The sequence below is a fragment of the Pseudoroseomonas ludipueritiae genome, assembly GCF_014490445.1.
In the GTDB taxonomy this organism is placed as follows: Bacteria; Pseudomonadota; Alphaproteobacteria; order Acetobacterales; family Acetobacteraceae; genus Pseudoroseomonas; species Pseudoroseomonas ludipueritiae.
This window is the reverse complement of the sequence record NZ_JACTUZ010000084.1, coordinates 1-18342: the sequence shown is the minus strand read 5'-3', so window position 1 is coordinate 18342 and position 18342 is coordinate 1. Positions and strand designations below refer to the sequence as shown.

15 protein-coding genes are annotated in these 18342 nt (G+C 69.4%); all 15 read right to left on the bottom strand.

Annotated features, from left to right (window positions below; all coding sequences use genetic code 11):
* Positions 1 to 788 (bottom strand): hypothetical protein (locus tag IBL25_RS16635; protein ID WP_187779663.1); only part of this gene is annotated, 788 nt, incomplete at its 3' end.
* Positions 788 to 7654 (bottom strand): phage tail length tape measure family protein, encoded by a 6867-nt coding sequence (locus tag IBL25_RS16630; protein ID WP_187779662.1) that lies wholly within the window; start codon positions 7652 to 7654, stop codon positions 788 to 790. The genes IBL25_RS16635 and IBL25_RS16630, both read right to left, overlap by 1 nt.
* Positions 7655 to 7657: 3 nt before the next feature.
* The gene (locus IBL25_RS16625; RefSeq protein WP_187779661.1) at positions 7658 to 8305 is read right to left on the bottom strand and encodes a hypothetical protein; all 648 of its coding nucleotides are present in this window, start codon (positions 8303 to 8305) and stop codon (positions 7658 to 7660) included.
* Positions 8302 to 8487, bottom strand: a complete 186-nt coding sequence (locus IBL25_RS16620; protein WP_187779660.1) for a hypothetical protein — start codon at positions 8485 to 8487, stop codon at positions 8302 to 8304. Before IBL25_RS16620 ends, IBL25_RS16625 begins: the two co-directional genes overlap by 4 nt.
* Positions 8488 to 8603: 116 nt before the next feature.
* Positions 8604 to 9092, bottom strand: coding sequence for a hypothetical protein (locus IBL25_RS16615; RefSeq protein ID WP_187779659.1), 489 nt, complete (start codon positions 9090 to 9092; stop codon positions 8604 to 8606).
* Positions 9093 to 9217: 125 nt separating this feature from the next.
* Positions 9218 to 10414, bottom strand: a complete 1197-nt coding sequence (locus tag IBL25_RS16610; RefSeq protein ID WP_187779658.1) for a phage tail tube protein — start codon at positions 10412 to 10414, stop codon at positions 9218 to 9220.
* A 78-nt stretch (positions 10415 to 10492) separates the two neighbouring features.
* Complete coding sequence (locus IBL25_RS16605) at positions 10493 to 10870, bottom strand: phage tail terminator-like protein (protein WP_187779657.1); 378 nt, start codon at positions 10868 to 10870, stop codon at positions 10493 to 10495.
* A gap of 41 nt (positions 10871 to 10911) precedes the next feature.
* The gene (locus IBL25_RS16600) at positions 10912 to 11331 is read right to left on the bottom strand and encodes a hypothetical protein (RefSeq protein ID WP_187779656.1); all 420 of its coding nucleotides are present in this window, start codon (positions 11329 to 11331) and stop codon (positions 10912 to 10914) included.
* On the bottom strand, positions 11328 to 11951 hold the full coding sequence (locus IBL25_RS16595) for a hypothetical protein (RefSeq protein ID WP_187779655.1): 624 nt from the start codon (positions 11949 to 11951) through the stop codon (positions 11328 to 11330). Before IBL25_RS16595 ends, IBL25_RS16600 begins: the two co-directional genes overlap by 4 nt.
* A 2-nt stretch (positions 11952 to 11953) precedes the next feature.
* Entirely contained in the window at positions 11954 to 12421 is a 468-nt protein-coding gene (locus IBL25_RS16590) for a hypothetical protein (RefSeq protein WP_187779654.1), read from the bottom strand.
* A gap of 86 nt (positions 12422 to 12507) precedes the next feature.
* Positions 12508 to 14004 (bottom strand): phage major capsid protein, encoded by a 1497-nt coding sequence (locus IBL25_RS16585; RefSeq protein ID WP_187779653.1) that lies wholly within the window; start codon positions 14002 to 14004, stop codon positions 12508 to 12510.
* A gap of 51 nt (positions 14005 to 14055) precedes the next feature.
* Entirely contained in the window at positions 14056 to 14670 is a 615-nt protein-coding gene (locus IBL25_RS16580; RefSeq protein WP_187779652.1) for an HK97 family phage prohead protease, read from the bottom strand.
* Positions 14660 to 15970 carry a phage portal protein gene (locus tag IBL25_RS16575; protein WP_187779651.1) on the bottom strand — a complete coding sequence of 437 codons (1311 nt, stop codon included), beginning with the start codon at positions 15968 to 15970 and terminating at the stop codon, positions 14660 to 14662. Before IBL25_RS16575 ends, IBL25_RS16580 begins: the two co-directional genes overlap by 11 nt.
* Complete coding sequence (locus tag IBL25_RS16570) at positions 15967 to 17604, bottom strand: terminase large subunit (protein WP_202986793.1); 1638 nt, start codon at positions 17602 to 17604, stop codon at positions 15967 to 15969. The genes IBL25_RS16575 and IBL25_RS16570 overlap by 4 nt, the downstream gene beginning before the upstream one ends.
* A gap of 59 nt (positions 17605 to 17663) precedes the next feature.
* Positions 17664 to 18251: a terminase small subunit gene (locus IBL25_RS16565; RefSeq protein ID WP_187779650.1), complete on the bottom strand. Its 588-nt coding sequence runs from the start codon at positions 18249 to 18251 to the stop codon at positions 17664 to 17666.
* Positions 18252 to 18342: the final 91 nt, after the last annotated feature.

Sequence of the window (18342 nt, the reverse complement as noted above, 5' to 3'; positions counted from 1 at the left end):
AACGCCGCCGCGCCGGTGACCGCGCCGCGGCTGCGGCCCAGCACGTCCAGCGTCACCGGCCGTTCGGGCGAGGCCTGCAGCCGCACCAGCCCGAGCGCATCGCAGGTGCCATAGCCCCAGCCGCTCAGGTCGGCCGCCCGCAGCGCCTCGCGGGTCGGATAATCCGGCCCGGCCACCAGCGGCCGCCCCTGGTCGCACAGCTCCAGCACGCCGCCGCAGGGGCCATCGGCATAGGCCAGGATCAGGTTGGCTTCGTCCTGCCAGAGTGGCTCGATCTGCCGCAGCACGCCCAGCGCCAGCGGCTTGCGGCGGTCCTTGAAGGTTTCCGGGCCTTCGGCGCCGCCGGTGCCGAGCCATTTGGTCGGCTGCAGCGGCTCGTCGGCCAGCGCCTTGCGGTCTCGCAGCTCCAGCGTCAGCGCGTCGCCCGGCACCAGCTGCTCGCAGGTGCCGGCGAAGACCACCGCGAAATCACTCCAGCGGGGCCGCTCGGCCGCGCTGAAGCGGATCTCGACCAGTCGGCCGTCCCAATCCAGCTCGGCCAGGCTGTCCAGCGCGCCGTCGCCATTGGCGAGCGTGACGGCGCCATAAGCGGTCTGGCTTTCACCGCCGACATCGCTGCCGGCGAACAAGCTGCTCCGCATCGACAGAGAAACATCGATGCGGCGTTCCCAATAGGTGTCGGCCGGCTGGTCGACCGGCTCCGAGACGAAGCCGGCGTCGCTGTAGTAGACCGGCCGCACCGCGCCCGTGGCGGGATCCCAGGGCTCTGCCCGCAGCAGCCAGGGCATCAGCGGGCACCCGCCCGCTTCGCCACGACGCCGCGGCCATTGGCCGCCATGCGGCGGTTACTCTCGGCCATATCGCCAGCCTCCTCTGCCACCGCTTCCAGGGTTTGCTGCGCGCGGGCGTCGGCCTGGGCTTGCCGTTGCGCCTCGGCCTGCTGCTGTTGCAGGAGCTGCTGCATCAGCTGCTGCAGGGCGGCGATCTGCGCCTGCAGGTCGGCGAGGTTGCTGCTGCCAGCCACCGGCATCGGCGGCAGCGGTGCCAGCGGCATGGGCGCCGTCAGCCCCAGCCGGCCATCAGGCCCGCGATCCAACGGGAGGAAGGCTTCTGGCCCCGCCTCGCCGCCCTGGATCCGCGTGCCATTGGCCAGCGTGTAGTCGGTCGGCCCCATCAGAATGGAGCCGTCGCCGATCACGCCACCCTTGGCGAACTTCACGATCTGCTTGCTGCTGCTATGCGCCCAGCCATTGGCCCGGACGATCACGCCGTCATTGCTGGCCGACTTCACCGGCAGGCCGCCGTAAGTGCCCTGCAGGTGCTTGTCTATCGTGACCAGGTAGCCGCGCATGTCGCCAAAGAGGGTGTTGGCGTCGGCCCCCAGGCGGATGGTGACGCCGTCATCCTTGCCCGCCATGCGCGCCACCGACCCGCGAATATCGGACAGCAGGCCACTCAGCTTGTCGTCAATCGACCGGCTGATCTGGATGGTCTCGATGGTCTCGATGGCCTGGATCACGTTGCGCGTGACGGTGCCACTGCCCACCAGGCTGCCACGCTCCGCATCGGTCAGGTTGCGGAGCATGAACTGCTGCACGGCGCGATCGATCGAACCCGCCGAGAGGATGCTGGCCTGCTCGGCCGCCGTGAGCTTGCGGCCGAGCTGCTGCTCGATCAGCCGCGTCACCGCGGCCGCCTGCACCAGCCCGTCCCGCTCGGCGCGGGTCAGGTCGCGGCCGAGCACCTGCTCGATCAGGCGGGACACCTTGCCGGCTTCCACCAGGCTGGCCGCCTCAGCCGGCGACAGGGTGCGGCCGAGGATCTGCTCGATGTCGCGCCGCACCGTGCCGCCTTCCGCCAGGGAGGCGCGCTCGGCCGCCGTGAGGTTGCGGCCGATGGCCTGCTCGATCTCGCGCATCACCACCTCGCTGGCGATCAGCGCGGCGCGCTCGGCCGGCGTCAGGCTGCGGCCGAGGCCCTGCTCCACCGTGCGCAGCACCACCTCGGTCTGCACCAGCTTGTTCCGCTCGGCATCGGTCAGCGCATTCAGCTGCTCGGTGATGACGCGGAAGGTTGTCAGCTCGACCGAGACATTGACCGAGCCGCCCAGCGCCTGCAGCGCCTCCAGCACCATCTGATCGTAGCTCTTGGTGGCCGGCAGCGCCTCCAGCGAGGACAGCACCCAATCGCGCAGCTGCTGGAACTCCGCACCGGAGGCGTACATCCCCTTGCCGGCGGAGAGCAGGGTATCGGCCGTGCCGGTGATCCGACCCAGCGCGTCCTGATCGCCGCCGCGTGCCAGTGCCAGATCCTTGCCGAAGGCCTCCTGCGCCGCGCTCAGCTGATCCGCCGGCGACAAGCCGCCGGCAGGCGTGGCGCGGAGGTTGTCGACATAGGCGCGGATGTTGCCGCCCAGGCCGCGCAGGGCTTCCACCTCCTGCTCCGCGAACTGCTTGACGATAGCCAGCCGCTCGGCCGCCTGCGCCTGCAGCAGCAACGTCATGTCCACGCCCTCCTGCTTGGCGGCTTGCAGACGCTCCTGCACCGCCCTGCGATCCAGGTCGGCCAGGGCGCCCTGCAGCGTCGAGGTGTCCACCGTCGCCGCGAAGATGCGGTCCTGGTAGCCCTGCTGGATCGCGGCAACCCGCTCAGCATAGTTCCGCTCGATAGCCAGCCGCTCGGCCGCCAGCGTCCTCTCCAACTGGACAAGGTCGGTGATGCCGTCGTGCGCGGCGTCCTCGCGCTGGCGCTGGGCGTTCCGGTCATGCACCCATAGCTGATAGTCCAGGCGGTCCGTGCCGCCCGGCGTGGCCGCCTGCTGGCGGTCCAGCAGGCCGTGAAGGGAGTCCTGCTGGAGCCGCACCAGCTGACGGGTGATGTTCTGCCGCTCGGCCTCCAGAGCCTCCGTGCGCCGCGCCAGCATGTCCGCCAGGCCCTGGCCCTGGATGTCCATGTCTTCCAGGGCTGCCTTGTAAGCCGCCATCTCGGCGTCGAACGCCTCCTGGAAGTGGAGGACCTGGAACACCAGCGAGTTCTGACCCCGGGCCGCGTCGCGCCGCTCGGTGTCGGCCCGCATCATGGACCGCATCTCGTCTTCGCGCTGCCGGATCATGGTGTCGATGCCGGCCTGCCGGACCTCGTTCAACCGCTGTTCCGACAAGCCCAGCTCGCGCGCCTTGGCGATAGCCTCATCCAGCGGCCGGACCATGTCCTCCATGGCGCGGAGGAAGGAGGGCGTCGGCTTGGTCGGGTCGCTCTGCTGGGTCAGGCCCTTATAGGTGCCTTTGTACCACTCCAGGTTCTCAATGGTCCGCTGGGTGTCTCCGCCGGAGGCGTTGATCACCTGATTGACCTCGGCGCTGGCCAGACCCTTCATGGAGCGGATCATGGCCTGGGTCAGTTCCTGGACCATCTGCGTGGCCCCGGCCTCGTCGCGGTTGTACCGCTTAACGCTGCCCTCGAAATCGGCGGTGATGCCGTCCCGATTGCCCACCGCGACTTCATAGTTGAAGGGGGTCTGGCTCACGCCCATCAGGTCACGGAAAGTTCCCGCAAGGCCGCTGACCTGCTCGGCGATGCGCTGCGCCTCGTCGCGGTTCTCCTGGCTGTACCGCTTGCCCTCCAGGCCGGTGGACTTCGTCTCTCCGCTGTGAAGGTTGACGTAATAGCCGCCGGTTTTGTCGGATGGCTTCTGACCGCTCAGGAAATACGAAGCGATCATCGCGATCACCGCGACATAGGGGGCCACAGCGGAAACGGCCGCGATGGCGCCGCCGGCCGCCGCGCCACCCATCAGGCCAGCCGCACCGCCAGCCACGCCAGCCGCGCCGCCGATGCCCTGCGCCCACCCCTTCCCGCCGCCGGTCTGAATCCCGGAGTAGATGCCATAGGCACCCGCCGCGAGGCCGGCGACGCTGGCCGCGCCCTGCATCACCGAGACATTGGCTGCCGCGCCGCCGCCGGCCGCCTGCACGGCTTGAGGCGTGGCCGGGCCATAGAGGGCCGCGCCATTGGCGGCCGTGCCCATGCTGCCCAGCGCGCTGGTGGTGCTGCTGGTCAACTGCGCCGCATTGCCGCCCACCGTGTAGAGGCTCGTGTTCAGGACATCGTCCAGATAAGCGAACCCGGTGTTGGCCACGCTGGATGTGGAGCTGCCCTTCAGCAGCTTGCCGGCGCTACCCAGCATGTCGGTGCCACCCGACAGGCTGGTGACCCCGTTTGTGGTGGTCGCCGCTGTGCCACCGCCCGTCAGCACCGTGCCGATGCCGCCGAGCGTGCCGCGCGTGCCGCCGAAGGTGGCATTCAAGAACGGGTTGACCGCTCCAAGCTCCACCAGATTGGCGAAGACGCTGGCCTTGATCGAGCGCCAGATATTGCCAAAGGAGATGGCCTTGGCCTCGCCCGCCGCGATGGCGGAGACGATGCTGCTCTTGATGGTCGAGGCGGTGTCTTCCACCAGGGACGGGATGGCGTTCCAGCTGTTGCTGAGCTGCTGCGTCTCGCGCTGCACATCGGCGGTCTGCCGCGCCAGCTGCTTGGTTTCCTCCAGCAGCGCGGAATCCTTCACGCCGGAGCGGCGGGCCGCCTGCACCGCCTTGTAGGCGGCCAGCTCGCGCTCGCGCTCGTCGGCCGAGGCACCCACCAGGCGGCGCTCTTCTTCCAGCACCTCCAGGTTGGCGCGGGCATTGTCATTCGCCGCCCGCTGGGCGTTCTCGGCCTGCCGGGTGGTCAGCAGCTGGTAGGAATCCGCCAGCTCGCGCACCGCCTGGGCTTGCGCCTCCTCGCCCTCGATGCCGGAGGCGCGCACCACCTCCCGGGCCTTTTCCTCGGCCGTCAGGCGCTCCACCGCCTCGCGGCCTTCGCCCCAGGCGGCGGCCAGACGATCCTGGCCCTGCAGGGCGCGCGAGGCCTCGTTGCCGGCCAGCGCATAGGCCAGGCCCAACTCCTTCAGCTTGGCGGCGCGCACCTGGTTGCGGCCTTCGTCGGTGGGCACTTCGCCCGCCGCCCGCATCCGCTCCTCGTAGTTGTGCACGGCCTCGGCCAACGCGCGCTGGGCCGGATCCAGGATGCGAGCGCTGGCAATCGCCCGGTCCATTTCCTCGGTCAGCATCTCCTGCGGCCCGCGGGCGGCCTCGGCCGCCCGGGCCACCTCGCGATAGCCGTTCTTCAGGATGTCGAGGCTGCGCGGATCCATGGTGAGGCCACGGGCCTCCTCGATCTCGCGCATGGCATCCCGGTACCAGGCCGCCTGCGTTTCGCGGGAGCTATGCTCCGCCGGCTTCAGCTCGCCGCGCGAGATCGCCAGGGCGCGGTCGAGGCGCACGTCGCTGGAGGCCTCGACCTTCACTTCCGGCAGCACAATGGTGGCGCTGTTGCCGCCGGCGATCTCGGCCTGCTGGGCCTTGATGGTCAGGCCAGGGCCCGTGTAGCCGTCCAGCACCCGGCGGGCATAGGTGCCGCCCAGCGCCGGCGAGCCCAGGCCCTGGCGATCCGGGCCAGCATTATAGGCCGCGATGGCGCGGGGCAGGTCGTTCGGGAAGCGCTGGATCAGCTCGCCCAGGTAGCGCGCGGCGGCCATGATGTTGGCGCTGTCGTCGCGGGCCGTGCCCTCGATGCCGTACTTCTTGGCCATGTCGGCGAAGGTGCCGGGCATGACCTGCATCGGGCCGATGGCGCCGACGCTGCTGTCACGCCAGGTGCCGTCACGGTTGCGCACGCCCTCGCGGCCGAACACCCGTGCCAGCAGCTCCACATCGACACCAGTGGCTTGCGCCGCATTGGCGAAGGATGGCCGCAGATCCGCCGGCACCGACCAGGGCACCTGGGCCGTGGCACCGTGACCGGCGCCGTCGCCGAGCCCCAGGCTGCGGCGCGCGGCCAGACCGGCTTCCACCGGCCCGGCATCGGCGATCTCCACAAACTGCTTCAGCCCGGGGATGGACTTGGCCAGCTGCACCGCCCGCTCCACCAGCGACAGCAGGTCGCGCAGATCCCGCAGCATGGCGATGCCGGCGCCGCCCAGGCCGCTAGACGCCTTCTCCACAAAGCCTTCCCAGGCGCTCTGCAGCTCGCGGATGGTGCGGGTCAGCGGCGACACGTCCGAGGCAGCGCCGGTGAGCTGCGGCCGCAGCCGGCCCATCACCAAGGTGAAGGCATCGGCTTTCTGACCGCCCGCAACCATGGCTTCCACGGTGCCCAGCAGCTCCCGGGTCATGCCCGGGAAGCGCCGCTCCTGCAGCTCCTGCACCATGGCGGCCGGGTCGCGCATGGTGCGCGCCAGCGCCTCAAAGCCACCAGCTACGTCCGTCTTCAGGACGGCGCCAAGATTTGCGGCATCCCTGGTCGCCGCATCGAAGTCGATGCTGAGGCCGCGCGGCGCGGATTGCATCAGCGTGGTGATGCCATCACGCGCCTGCTGCCGGCTGACACCCAGGCCCGCCGCTGCCATCCGCTTGGCACTGGCTTCTACCTCAACGGCCACCTTGGCATAGTCGGTGGTGACGCTGCGCAACTGCGAGCGCAGGCCCGCCAGCGCGCCCTCCTGGGCATTCACCGCCAGGAGCATGCCGCCCAGCACCACCGTCGCGCCGACGATAGCGAGCCGCGTCGGGGTCAACTCCTGGCGCAGCAGCGCCATGGCGCGCGAGGTGCCGCCCACGGCACCAGTCGCCTGCGGCCCCTGCTGCATCAGGATCAGGAACGGGTTCTGGCCACCGGCCAGCTGCACCGCTGCATCCTGCAGCTGGTAGGTCAGGTTGGTGATCTCGTGCGCCTGCAGCTTGATGGCGCCGCCGCTGGTGCGGGAGGCCGCGGCCATCTCCTCATGCCGCTCGCGCATCCGCACCACGGCGGCCATCTGGTCGGCCGAGACTGTGATGCCTGCGCGTCGCGCGGCTATCAGGTCGCGCTCGGCCTGCTCCACATGGGCCAGCGAGGCGGCGAGCGGGTCCAGGGCGCGCGCATACCCGGTCAGGCGGTCCTGCAGACGGGACAGCTCGGCCGCGTGCTCCTTGGCGGTGCGGGCGGCCTCGCGCTCAGCGGCCGCCACGCCGGTGATCTCGTCACGCTGCTGCGCATAGGAGCGGGTGGCCCGCTCCCGGATGGTCATCGCCTGCTGCGCGGTGACGAAGCCCTCGCGCTCCAGCGTGGCGATATCGCGCATGGCGGTGCCGAGGCGCTGCTGGGCGGCATAGAGCGGGTCGTATTCCTCGCGCAGATCCCGCAGGGCCCGCGCCTGCGCCGTCATCGCCTGGGTGGTGTCGGCCGCCATCTCGCGCTGCCGCTTCTCCATCGCGATGCGCCGGTCGATGGTGGCATGGGCGGCGGCCGAAGCCTCGGTCAGATCCTTGATGAGCGCGTTGGCCTGCTCCTGTGTCGCCGCGCCGGCCGCCACCTCCCGGTTCACATTGGCGACCTTGGCGGCCAGCTTGTCCTGCTCGCGGGCATGCGCCGCCGTCGCCTTGGCGGCCAGGTCGTTGGCGTTGACCATCTGCGCGAAGGTCTGCGCACTGCGGCGCACACGCTCGCTGCTTTCCTCGGTGACCTTGCCGGCGTCCTCGACAGCCTTGCCCATGGCGTTCGCTGAATCGCGAACGGCCTTGGCCGGGCCGCTGAACCCATCCTGCAGGCTCGCACGGTAGGCAAGATCGACCATGGGCTACTCCCGGATGGATATGACGATGGCAGGGCTGTGCACCGGCCGGCCGGCGCGCGGGCCGGTCTTCAGCCGGTACTGGCCGGGAAAGAGCATCGTGTAGACGCCCTTGGCGTTGACCGTGGGAAAGCGCCGCCGCACCAGGGCGGCCGTTTCCGCAAAGAGGTTCGGGTCCACGCTGAACTTCAGCGGCACGGTACCGTCTCTCTGCACGTCCACCCGGCGGCTGTAGGGCTGCTCGTTGCCGATGACGATCTCGGTGGCATCGGCGCTCATCGTGCGCGGGCTGAAGTTCGCCGCCTTGATGAAGCGCCCGCTGTCGCCGCCGCGGCTGATGCCGAGATAGAAGCTCTGGCGGTAGGCGCCCGTGGCCACCGGTGAGCGCCGCCACAACTCCTGCAGGGCCAGCTTCGCGGCCTCGGCCAGCGGGTTGAAGCGGTAGAGGATGACGCTGTCCGGCTGCACCGCGTCGTCGCCGGCGCCTTTGCGGCCGTCCACGAAGCGGGCGAACTGGCGCGGCACCTCGCCAATGGCGATGCGGCGTTGCACATCGGCCTTCGCCATGGCGACGAACTGGCGCGCCACCTCGGTGGGCGCCAGATCGCGCTCGATGGCGAGGCGCAGGGCCCGGTTGAACTGCGCGCCCTTCATGGCCGCTTCTCCTGCTGCTTCCGGGCCTTTTCGCTGGCCTCCTGATGGTGCGCGAAGAACACCCCATCCAGCTGCTGCACCAGGTGTTGCAGCAGCTCGGCGTCCTCGCCGTCGATCCATTGGCGGGCGCAGTAATCATCCACGGCGGCGGCGGTGATGCCGCGCGGCACCGCGCCGCCCATGCCGCAGCTCAGCCAGTCGCGGTCGCGGTGGAGCGCATGCCACGCGCGCCAGACCCAGACCCATTCCGGGTCGGGCTGCGGCCCGCGTGGCGCATCCTCCTCCGCGAGCGCCGCGATCAGGCGGGCAGAGCCGGCGAAGTCGAGGTGGTGTCGGAGCGCTGGGAGGAGTTTCCCCCCGCCGCCTTGGCGCGGGCGCGGCTCTGCTGCGTCGCGTCCTCGATGGCCGCCCAGACGGCATCCATCAGGTCGGCGAATTCTTCGGTCTGCGCCATCTCGCGATAGGTCTTCGCGTCCAGCGGCTGGCCGCCGAAGGTGGCATCCACCGGGCCGATGAAGAGGTGCTCCAGCGCCAGCCGGTTGCCCAGCGCCTGGCGCTCGGACAGCGGGATCTGCTCGTAGCCCTCGCGCGCCTTCAGGGTGCCCTCAGCGCGCTTCTGGCGCACCAGCTCGCTCTTGGCGCGGGCCAGGATGTCGTCATAGGTCGGCGTCACCGGCCGCACGCGCAGATTCAGGTCGTTGAACTCGGCACCGAGCGCGATCACCACGCCGCCCGTGGCGAGGGTGGAAGCCGGGGTGGCGCGGCGGAGAGAAGCGATGTCGGTCATGGGTCTGTGTCCAAACGGGGTGCGGGGATAAAGGGGCTGCCGCCGCCCCCGCGGTCAGCAGCAGCCCCTGACGCCGCCCGCAGGCGGCGCATGCCGGCCGAAGCCGGATCTCGGTCAGCCGCCGATCAGCTGATCGGCAGGCGGTGGATGGCGATGGTGCGGTTGATGGCGTCCTGCGAGGGGTTGCCCTCGACGGTGTAGGACGCGACCACGGCCTGGTTGGGCCCACCCGCCTGGATCTGCGGGTTCATCAGCGTGGCGCCGAGCTGCTCCACGATGTAGGCGTTGCCGGCATCGTCGGCGGTCGCCCAGGCCAGACGGCCCTGCTGCTCGGTGTCGAAGCGGCCCTTGTAGAGGTCGTAGTCCTTGAACAGGAAGGCGAGCTGGCCGCCCGACTGCAGCTGGCCCCAGCGGCCGCCGGCGGCGCCAGCGGAGCCCATCGCATAGTCCATGGCCGCGCCTTCGCGGCTCAATTCCAGGCTGACATTCTGCAGCGCCGCGTTCATCGGCGTGTCGTCCAGCCAGCAGCCGCCGAAATTGGCCACCGCGTCATGGAAGCCGCCGGTGGGCGCATCGGTGGCATTCGCCATGGTGTCGCTCTGCACCTGGTCCTTCGCCAGCACATTGAAGGAGCCGGTGAAGTTGTTGCCGACACCGCCCTGCAGGCTGGCGCCGGTGATCAGCGCGCCCGGATAGATCAACCCGCCAACCGTGCCCGTCTGCTTCTGGAAGTAGATGGACTGCATCTCGTTGTCGTTGCGCAGCATGGAGCCACGGATCTTCGCGGCGGTGCCGGTGGGCGTTTCGTTGACCAGCACCTTGCCGGCCAGCGTGATGTCGGTGGCCGAGGTTTTGGCACTCACGCGGGCGAAGCCGTTGTTGGCGCCGCCATTGGCCGAGAAGCCCATCAGGCGGATCCACTGCCCGACCTGCACCGCCTGGAACTTGTTCGCCGTGGTGGAGGTCAGCTTGTTGCCGGCGGCCACGGCCGTGATGTCGCCGCCGACCCCGTCGATGGCCAGCGGCGCGGTCCAGGTGCTGCCCAGCAGCGCCGCGAAGATGTCGTTGAAGGTGTCGAAGGAGAGGGCAAAATTGAAGCCGCCCTGCGCCGACTTCTGCTGGGTGACGCTCTTGGCCACCTGCCGCACGCGGGTGATCTCGCTGGGGCGGTTGCGCTGCTTCTGGCCGGTCAGGCTTTCGCCCGTGATGCGCAGCATCTTCAGGTTGCCGGCGGGCTTCTGGCCCCAATTTGTCTCGACGCCGTAGGACAGCAGGACGTCGGTGGTTTCCACCGCCGCCTGGCCGTTGTTCACGCTCGCCATGGTGATGTTCCTTGCAGGGCGCCAGGCAGGCGCCGGAAAACAGAAAGGGCGCCCGAAGGCGCCCTGCTCAGCTCCCCGTCAGGCGGGGAGATCGTCGAACTCGAAGTCGACGTAGACCGGCAGCAGCCACCAGTTGCCCTGCGGGTCTTTCGGGTCGCGCTCGCCACTGCCAATGCTGGTGCGGCGGTACTTCACCGGCCCGCCGCGCACCGCCCGGAAGAGGCGCACGATGCGATAGGCGAGGTTGCGCGCCATGTCGGTGCCCTGCCCGCGCGGGATATGCAGCTGCACCGTCAGGGTGCCTTCCTCGACCCAGACCGGGTTTGGTCCCAGCTCGGCCGGCAGCGCCGCGTCGCCGGTCATGCTCACCGACAGGAAGGGCATGGCCACCGGCCGGGTGAAGGTCTCATTCGGCCATTCGATGGGCGGCAACAGGCCTTTCTGCTGCTCTGCCATGAGGCGGTTCCTGGCATCGGACCAAGGATAGGGGCTGGCCATCAGCTGCCTCCCAGCACGGTCAGGATGTGAACAGCGGCAACCCCGCGCAGCCCGCGCGTGTCGCAGTCGAGCACGCTGTATTGGCTGCCATCGGCCCGGCGCTGCAGCCAGTCGTCCCGCCGTGGCGGCCCGGGCCAGTTCTTGCCAGCGATCTCGGCGTTGCTGATCCGCACGATGCGGCGGATCTGCCAGACCCCGCTGGGCAGCTGCACCGGCTCGGCGCCCAGCACCACGCCCCAGCAGCGCAGGTCGTGGAAGGGCTGCCGGCCATCCCAGGGGAACTGGCCCCAAGGCTGCTCGCCCCAGATCGCATTCGGCTCGGCCGGCGTCTCGGTGAGCGGCCGGCGCAGCAGTAGGCGCTCACCCTGGGCGCGGTAGAAGCGTCCCAGATCCCGCGCCAGCCGGCCCTGCGGCCTCATGCGAAGAGGGCCCGCGAGTGGGGCGCCAGGGCATCGGCGACCTGGGGCGGCAGGTGCGCGGCGGTGTTGCGTGGATCCAGCCAGGACTGCGACAGCGTCTCAGGCACCGTCTGCGAGCGCAGCATGGGGTCGCGGCCGGCCGCCTCGCGCATTGCGGTGATCAGCAGCAGGCAGGCCTGCTCCAGATCGGCGGGCAGTGGCTCGGCCTCGGCCTCCTCTGGCTGGCCGGGCAGCTGGTAGCCGGCGGCATAGTCCACCACCAGGTGCTGGGTGAACCAGCCGGCCTGGAGGCCGCGGCGGATGCGGTAGAGCAGCTGGCCGTCCAGCTCGTAGCAGTCGGGATCCAGCAGCGCGCCGTCTGCCACCACGGCCCGGATGGTGGCCGGGTCACGCCCCAGCACCACGCAGGTCCGTGCCTCCACCTGGCGGAAGGTCTCCCGCACCACCTCCCGCGCGAAGATCCGGCAGCAATGCCGCTCGATCAGGCTGGAGGCGCGGGCGATGACGCGCTGCAGGTCCTGGTCCTGGCTGCTGTCGTCCGCTGCGATGTCGAGCTGCTGCTTGGCCGCCTCCAGCGAGACCAGGGCGCGGGAGGTGGCCCGGGAGACCACCTTCAGCATGCTCAGATCTCGCTGGCGCCGGACAGCACGTAGGCAACGCCCACCTTGGCGGTGTCGGTGCCGGTGTGGCTCAGGTCCGGGGTGAACTTGGCGCGCAGGTAGCGCTTGGTCTCGGCCAGGTTGCAGCCCAGATCGGCCGCGCCGGTGACGGTGCCGGCGGTGGTGCTGGTGAGGGTCAGCGCGGTGACGCCGGGCTTCACGTCCTCCCAGGTGGTGGCATCGTCGGAGTGCTGGAAGCGCACCGCCTTCAGATCCAGCGCCTTGTTGGCGCTCAGGGTGGCCAGCGCCGTCAGCACCAGCGTCAGGGAGGTGAAGCGGCGGGTGCCGAACTGCGTCTGCAGATCGAGCTGCGCCGTGGTGATCTCGGTGTTGTCGCCCGCGCCGGCCGCCGTCAGGGCGGTCTCGGAGGCGGCATAGACGGGGGTCGAAAAGGCCGCGTCGTCGCGGCCCATGGCAGTCGTGAGGGCCATGGTGGGTTCAGGTCCTGGAAGGGAGGGCAGAAACGTCCAGGGGCGCCCGGAGGCGCCCCTGTGGCAGGCTCAGCAGCCGGGCAGGATTACTGGCCCCACTTCACCCCGGAGATCATCCCGAAGGCCTCGGGATACTGCAGGGCGAAGTCGTGGCTCATGTCGAGCTTGATGCCGATCAGGCCCTGCGCCCACATGTTCACTTGCTTGCCGGTCTCGTCCACGAAGGAGGCTTCCTCCGAGACGGACAGCTGCATGCTGACGCTCTCGCCCAGCATGGCGTAGCGATGCACGCCGAAGAAGATGTCGCCGCCCTCGCCGCCCGGGCCGGTGATCTGCGTCGAGGTGTCCACCGGGTAGCCGAACAGGGTCGGGTTCGGCCCTTCCAGCGTCGGGAAGGCCTTCACGTCGCCCTGGTAGACGTCCTCCAGGAACATCTTGATGGCCGGGTTCATGTACCAGGCGGCCGAAGCGTCGATGGGGACGTTCTTCGCCGCCATCGCCTTCAGCACCTTGCGCAGGATTGCCCGGATGGCCTGGTTGCTGGGGTTGGTCTCGGCGCCAGCCGCGAACTTCATCGCATCCAGGATAGAGAAGGCGTAGCCCTTGATCTCCTTGCCCACGCCGGTGCCGTAGAAGCACTTGCGGTCCTCGAACTCGGCAGCCGCGCGGCTCAGCTCGTCGCGGCAATAGGCTTCGAGGCTGATGGTATTGGCATTGCGCAGCAGCTTGCGGGTGATCGGCAGGATCGCGGCGATGTCCTTCTCGTTCATGTCGATCATGCCGAAGCTGACGCCGGTCACGTTGCCCTGCTGGGCCTCGCCCACGTAGCCGACCGAAGCGCCGGACTTGCCCTTCAGGTAGGAGGCATTGCCCGGCACCACGCGGGCGCGCTTGCGCACGATGGTGTTGGGGCCCCAGAGCCGCAGGAACTCGCTGGCCAGCTTCGGCGTGACCAGGAAGCCGCCCTGGGCGTTCTCGCTCAGGTTCTGGGCGCGCTGCAGCTCGCCGGTGATGGGGTGGCGCTCGCCATAGATCTCGCTGGCGATGGCGGCGGGCTGCACCACCTTGCCGGAGCGGAACTGCACCTGGCTGTCCGCGTAGCAGCGAACAAAGGCGCCGAACTCCAGGCCATAGTCGCGCTGGGCGGCCGCGGCGGCCGGCAGCGCGTGATTGCGCTCTTCCAGCACCGGGCCGGTACCACCACCGGGCAGGGTCTGCGGCTGCTGCTCGCGGGCGCGCTGGCGCTGGATCTCCTCGCTGCGCTGCAGGCGCACGATATCGGCATCCAGCCGCTTCACCTCGGCTTCCACCTCGTCGAAGCGCTTGCGGCTGTCGTCGGTCAGCTCGGAACGGGTGATGGTGTCCATCTCGTCGTAGAGCCGGCCGCGCTTCTGCATCAGCTCGGCGACGGTGACGGTGCCGGCCAGGCCGAGCAGCATCTTGGCCCACATGTCGGTGGGCAGCGCGGCGGCGGCGTCGATCAGGGAGGCGGCGGCAGCGGGGTTGGGCATCAGCAGCACGGCGGCCAGCATCAGCAGGCACAGCGGCGCCAGGGCCACGGTCAGGAAGCGACCGAGCTTCATGGGGTGTTCTCTCTCTGGAAGGGGGGTGCCGGGCGGCGCCCGGCGGAGGGTTCAGGCGCCGAGGCGGGCCAGGCGCGCGCGGAGCTTCAGCGCTTCGGCGGGATCCACCGGCGGAGCCGCCTGCAGGATCGAGCGCAGGGCCACGCTCGTCCGGGTGTAGGCTGGCAGGGACACGATGCTGATCTCGTTCAGCGTGGCGGCCTTGTGGGCGACGCTGCGGAGCCGGCCGTTATCCTCGTAGGACCGGATCATGTCCTTCGGCACGAAGCCAAAGCTCATGCCCGGATAGTTCTTCGCCCGGATGTTCTCCAGGACGTCGCGCGCCAGCTGGGTGTCGGGCAGGTCGGCCTCGAATTCCAGCCCGCCGGCGGTGTCGCGCAGCCGCAGGTTGCCCGCCTTGCTGCGCGCCAGCAGCGAGCGGGAATCATGCTCCAGCAGCAGCCGCACATCGGCCCCCGAGCGCAGCGTTTCGCCGAACACGCCCGGCAGCAGCGATTCCTCGAACTCGTAGCCGCCCCAGGTGCGGATCTTCGTCTTGGCGTTGTAAGGGGCAGCGGTGCCCTCGACACGGCGCACGGGCTTGCCGTCCGCGTCCAGGGCGCTGCGCACCTCCACCTCGACAAAGCGCAGCTCGAATGCGGCCGGCTTCTCGCTATCAGGGATCATCGGGCGTGTCCTTTTCCGGCGGCTCAACCGCCGGCGGCGTCGCGCCGGCCTTCGCGGCGAGACCCTTGGCCGCCAGCTCCAGCGGCACCGAGGCCGAGTTGATGTAGAGGGTGTCGCCACCCGGCTTGGGCGGCCGGTTTTCCTCGGCCCGCGCCTCGTTGGGCGTCAGGCGGGCATTCTGGATCGCCTTTTCCAGCACCTCGGCCCGCGTCTTGGCATCGCCGCGCAGCAGCTCGCTCTCGTCGTGGTCGACGTAGTAGCCCGCGCGGCCCTCGGCCGGGGTGAGCAGATCCTTCTGGATCACCTGGCAGAGGTCCACCAGGTGCGGCCGGATGCAGCGCTTGTAGTGCCCGAGATCCAGATGCTCGATGTTGCTGAAGGTGCCCCGCTCCAGGTCGTTGAACAGGTGCGATGTGACCCGCAGCAGGCCGCCGATGGTGGAGCGGTTGAACTTCCGCGTATCCAGCACCTGCGCCTTCTGGGCGTCCTGGCTGATCGGGTGGAACTCGGCGCCGCCGCCGAACACACCCAGCATGCCGGCATTCGCCGCGCCGGTGTATTCCGCCCGCACCCGCTCCTTCACCGCCTTCAGAGCTTCCGGGTCCATCGCCCCGTCAAAGGAGATGAAGCCCGACAGGCTGGCGCCGTTGGCGAAGGACTTGTGGGCGAATTCGTTGGTGGCCAGCGCCCCGCCCAGCACCTCCTGCGCATAGAGCTGCCAGATCGAGGCGCCCTTCAGCGTGTAATCCGTGCCGCGCAGGATCGGCATGCCGGAGACGTGGAACACCTCATGTTCCAGTGCCACGGCCGAGGGGCCATCCGGCAGCGAGATGCGGTAGGCGCGCTTGCGCCGGCCATCCGCCGGGTCGCGGTACCAGAACGGGTCGCAGGTGCCATCCGCCAGCGGCAGCAGCTCGCGTACCTGGCCGTCACTGTCGCGGTCGATCAGCGAGTAATGGTTGCCGTAGTGCAGCTTCTCGAAGATCACCGTGTACCAGAACCGGAAGGCGGTCATATGCGGGGCCGGGCTGGTCAGCAGCAGCTCATAGAGCGGATGCTCGGTGGCCTGGCGCCGGTTCTGGCCGCGCTCGCGGTAGAGGTAGGCCGGCAGCATCGCCACGTCCTCGGCGATGATGTTGTAGCAGGCCAGCACCGTCTCATGGCTCAGCGGGCTGTCCCGGGTCAGGTTGATCCCGGATGCCGTTCGCGCAAAGGCGAACGATGGCGGGTTCCGCCAGGTGTCCCACTCGCGCGAACGCCGCTGCTCCTGCCGGCGCCCGAAGGGCCAGAAGAGCTTCATGCAAATCCTCCGAAGAGTTGGTCGGCCGTCAGCAGCTGCTGCGGCGGCGCGGGGTCGCGGCTCATCAGTGCGATGGCATCGAGCGCCGCCATCAGCGGATCGATCTTGGCGGTGCCGCTGACCTGCTTGTTGATGGTCACCGCATTGCCGACCGGCACCACCTTGGCGTTGCCGACCGCCCAGGCGAGGATCGGCTGGCCGCCATGGCTCAGCGTGTCGTCCGCCAGCTTCCGCTCGGCCGTCTTGATCGCGCCGGTGAGCTGCCAGCCCTGCGGGATGCCCTCGACCCGGTCGCCCTTCACGTCGATCTCGGCCATGGCGTCGACAATGGCGCCGACGCCCATGGGATCGAGCCCCATCTTGGCCAGTAGCCCGGTGGCGTTGACCCGCTTCACGTAGCCGATCAGCTGGGCCAGATCCTCGCCGACCTGGTTCACCACCGAGAGATGCCCCTGCTGCTGGAAGTCGCGCAGCTCGGGGGCGATGGACTTGCGCCGCTCGAACACCACCGGATGCGCCCAGGCATGGGCCCAGAGCAGCCACCGTTTGGTGATGCGCTCGCGGCCGCAGAAGGCCAGCGCCAGCAGATCGTCCAACCCGCCGCCATCGATGCCGCCGGTGACCACCTCGGAGCGGCGCAGCAGCTCGTCCAGCGTCAGCACCGGATCCGCCCGCCGCATCCACCAGTCGGCGCCGGCCCAGCGGTCGGAGCGCAGCGCCATGCCCAGCTCGATGTTCAGGTGCTGCGACGCCCAGCGCAGCAGCTCCTCGATCCCGGCCAGCTTGGCGGTCTCATAGTCCCGGGCCAGCCGGGGCACCGTGATGGAGCGCCCGTTGTTGGGCAGCACCATGTGCCAGAGGCGGGTATCCTCCCATGGGTAGGGCTCGCTCTCGTCGGCCTTCTGCGTCAGCGCGATAGCCGGCGGGAACTCGTAGAGGATCGGCAGCATGCGGCCGGTGCTCTTGCCGTCCCGGATCGCCCGCGCCCGCGCCAACTCGGCCTTGAAGACGCCCTTCGGCGGTCGCTCGGATTGCGTGGTGATGAAGGCCAGAAAGGCCTCTGACTGCGAGACCATGCCGCCGCGCAGCTGACCGATCACACGGTCGGCGTCCTCGCTCTCGGCAATGACGTGCAGCTCATCCACCAGGATCCCGGCCGGCTTCACGCCGGTCATGACCTTTGGGCTGAAGGACTTCACCTCCAGGGTCGCCTTGGTGCGCTTGAAGGTGATCTTCTTCAGGTGCTCCTGGACGTGGCAGAGCTTCTGCAGGTCCGGGTCCAGGTCGATCATGCCGGCAACCTGCTTGAAGGCCAGGTCCGACACCTTCTGGGTTGGCGCCACCAGCAGGAACTCGGCGCGCGGCCGGCGATTCACCAGCAGTGCCGTCAGCATCAGGCCGGCGCCGTTGGTGGTCTTGGCGTTCTTCTTTGGCACGAGCAGCAGCAGCTCGCTGACCATGCGCTCTTTCGTCGCGGGATCCAGGGAGCCGAACAGGACCGCGACGATTTCCCGGAACCACTCGCCCCCCGCCTCCGCGAAGGTCGGCTCGCCTGGCACGTCCGGAATGCGCAGGCGGTCGAAGATGGCCACTGCCCGGCGCGCTTCGGCGTCCCAGAGCGGCAAGGTCGGCATCAGGCTCCGGCCGGCGCGCAGGCGGTCCTCCCAATCTGGGCAGGACAGATCCCAATCGCTCAGTTGAGGAGCTGGCCCCAGCCACCAGCATCAGTTTCGGGCTGGTCCGGCGCGGGTGGCGTGGCACCGGCCGGCGGTTGGGCGGTCTTTGGCGGGGCCTTTGCCTGCCCCGGGAACATGCCGAGGATGCGGGCGATAGCCAGCAGGGCCTCCAGCCGGTTCACCTTCTTGACCTTCAGGCCGCTCTTGCCCTGCGACACCTCGGTGATGGCCGCCGCCGCCGCCGCGGTCAGCTGGTCGCTGTCCACCAACCGCACCCGGTTGACGATGTTCAGGATCGGCTCACCGGTCTCGGTGTCCTCGCCCATCTCGGTGGCTTCGCTCTGCCAGGTCACCACCTCGCGGATATCGAGGGTGGCCATCTGCTGGAGCTGCGACAGCACCCATTCCGGGGTCACGCCGGAGACGGCGACCAGCTGCAGGCGGGCTGCGGCCAGGGCTTCCTGCACCTTAACCTGGCTTAACAACCTGGAGGCGGCCACCTCGGCCCCATTGGGGCTGTATCCGGCTGCGATCGCCGCCTTTTTCCCATTCCCATCAATGAGATAGGCACGGACGAACAGCCGCTGTTTTTCGGTCAGCGACATTAGCAATTTTCCCCCGCCCCCAAATGGGGGTCGAAAATCTCTCCCTGCCCCCATGCGCGGTACCACCCCCCACCCCCCGCCAGGGATCGGA

What these genes read in the sequence shown, in the direction of transcription:
- IBL25_RS16595 (WP_187779655.1), bottom strand. Translation starts at nt 11,951, where the DNA reads ATGCTGAAGGTGGTCTCCCGGGCCACCTCCCGCGCCCTGGTCTCGCTG.
- IBL25_RS16630 (WP_187779662.1), bottom strand. Translation starts at nt 7,654, where the DNA reads ATGGTCGATCTTGCCTACCGTGCGAGCCTGCAGGATGGGTTCAGCGGC.
- IBL25_RS16620 (WP_187779660.1), bottom strand. Translation starts at nt 8,487, where the DNA reads ATGGGCGGCGCGGTGCCGCGCGGCATCACCGCCGCCGCCGTGGATGAT.
- IBL25_RS16625 (WP_187779661.1), bottom strand. Translation starts at nt 8,305, where the DNA reads ATGAAGGGCGCGCAGTTCAACCGGGCCCTGCGCCTCGCCATCGAGCGC.
- IBL25_RS16615 (WP_187779659.1), bottom strand. Translation starts at nt 9,092, where the DNA reads ATGACCGACATCGCTTCTCTCCGCCGCGCCACCCCGGCTTCCACCCTC.
- IBL25_RS16585 (WP_187779653.1), bottom strand. Translation starts at nt 14,004, where the DNA reads ATGAAGCTCGGTCGCTTCCTGACCGTGGCCCTGGCGCCGCTGTGCCTG.
- IBL25_RS16605 (WP_187779657.1), bottom strand. Translation starts at nt 10,870, where the DNA reads ATGGCAGAGCAGCAGAAAGGCCTGTTGCCGCCCATCGAATGGCCGAAT.
- IBL25_RS16570 (WP_202986793.1), bottom strand. Translation starts at nt 17,604, where the DNA reads ATGCCGACCTTGCCGCTCTGGGACGCCGAAGCGCGCCGGGCAGTGGCC.
- IBL25_RS16600 (WP_187779656.1), bottom strand. Translation starts at nt 11,331, where the DNA reads ATGAGGCCGCAGGGCCGGCTGGCGCGGGATCTGGGACGCTTCTACCGC.
- IBL25_RS16565 (WP_187779650.1), bottom strand. Translation starts at nt 18,251, where the DNA reads ATGTCGCTGACCGAAAAACAGCGGCTGTTCGTCCGTGCCTATCTCATT.
- IBL25_RS16590 (WP_187779654.1), bottom strand. Translation starts at nt 12,421, where the DNA reads ATGGCCCTCACGACTGCCATGGGCCGCGACGACGCGGCCTTTTCGACC.
- IBL25_RS16610 (WP_187779658.1), bottom strand. Translation starts at nt 10,414, where the DNA reads ATGGCGAGCGTGAACAACGGCCAGGCGGCGGTGGAAACCACCGACGTC.
- IBL25_RS16575 (WP_187779651.1), bottom strand. Translation starts at nt 15,970, where the DNA reads ATGAAGCTCTTCTGGCCCTTCGGGCGCCGGCAGGAGCAGCGGCGTTCG.
- IBL25_RS16580 (WP_187779652.1), bottom strand. Translation starts at nt 14,670, where the DNA reads ATGATCCCTGATAGCGAGAAGCCGGCCGCATTCGAGCTGCGCTTTGTC.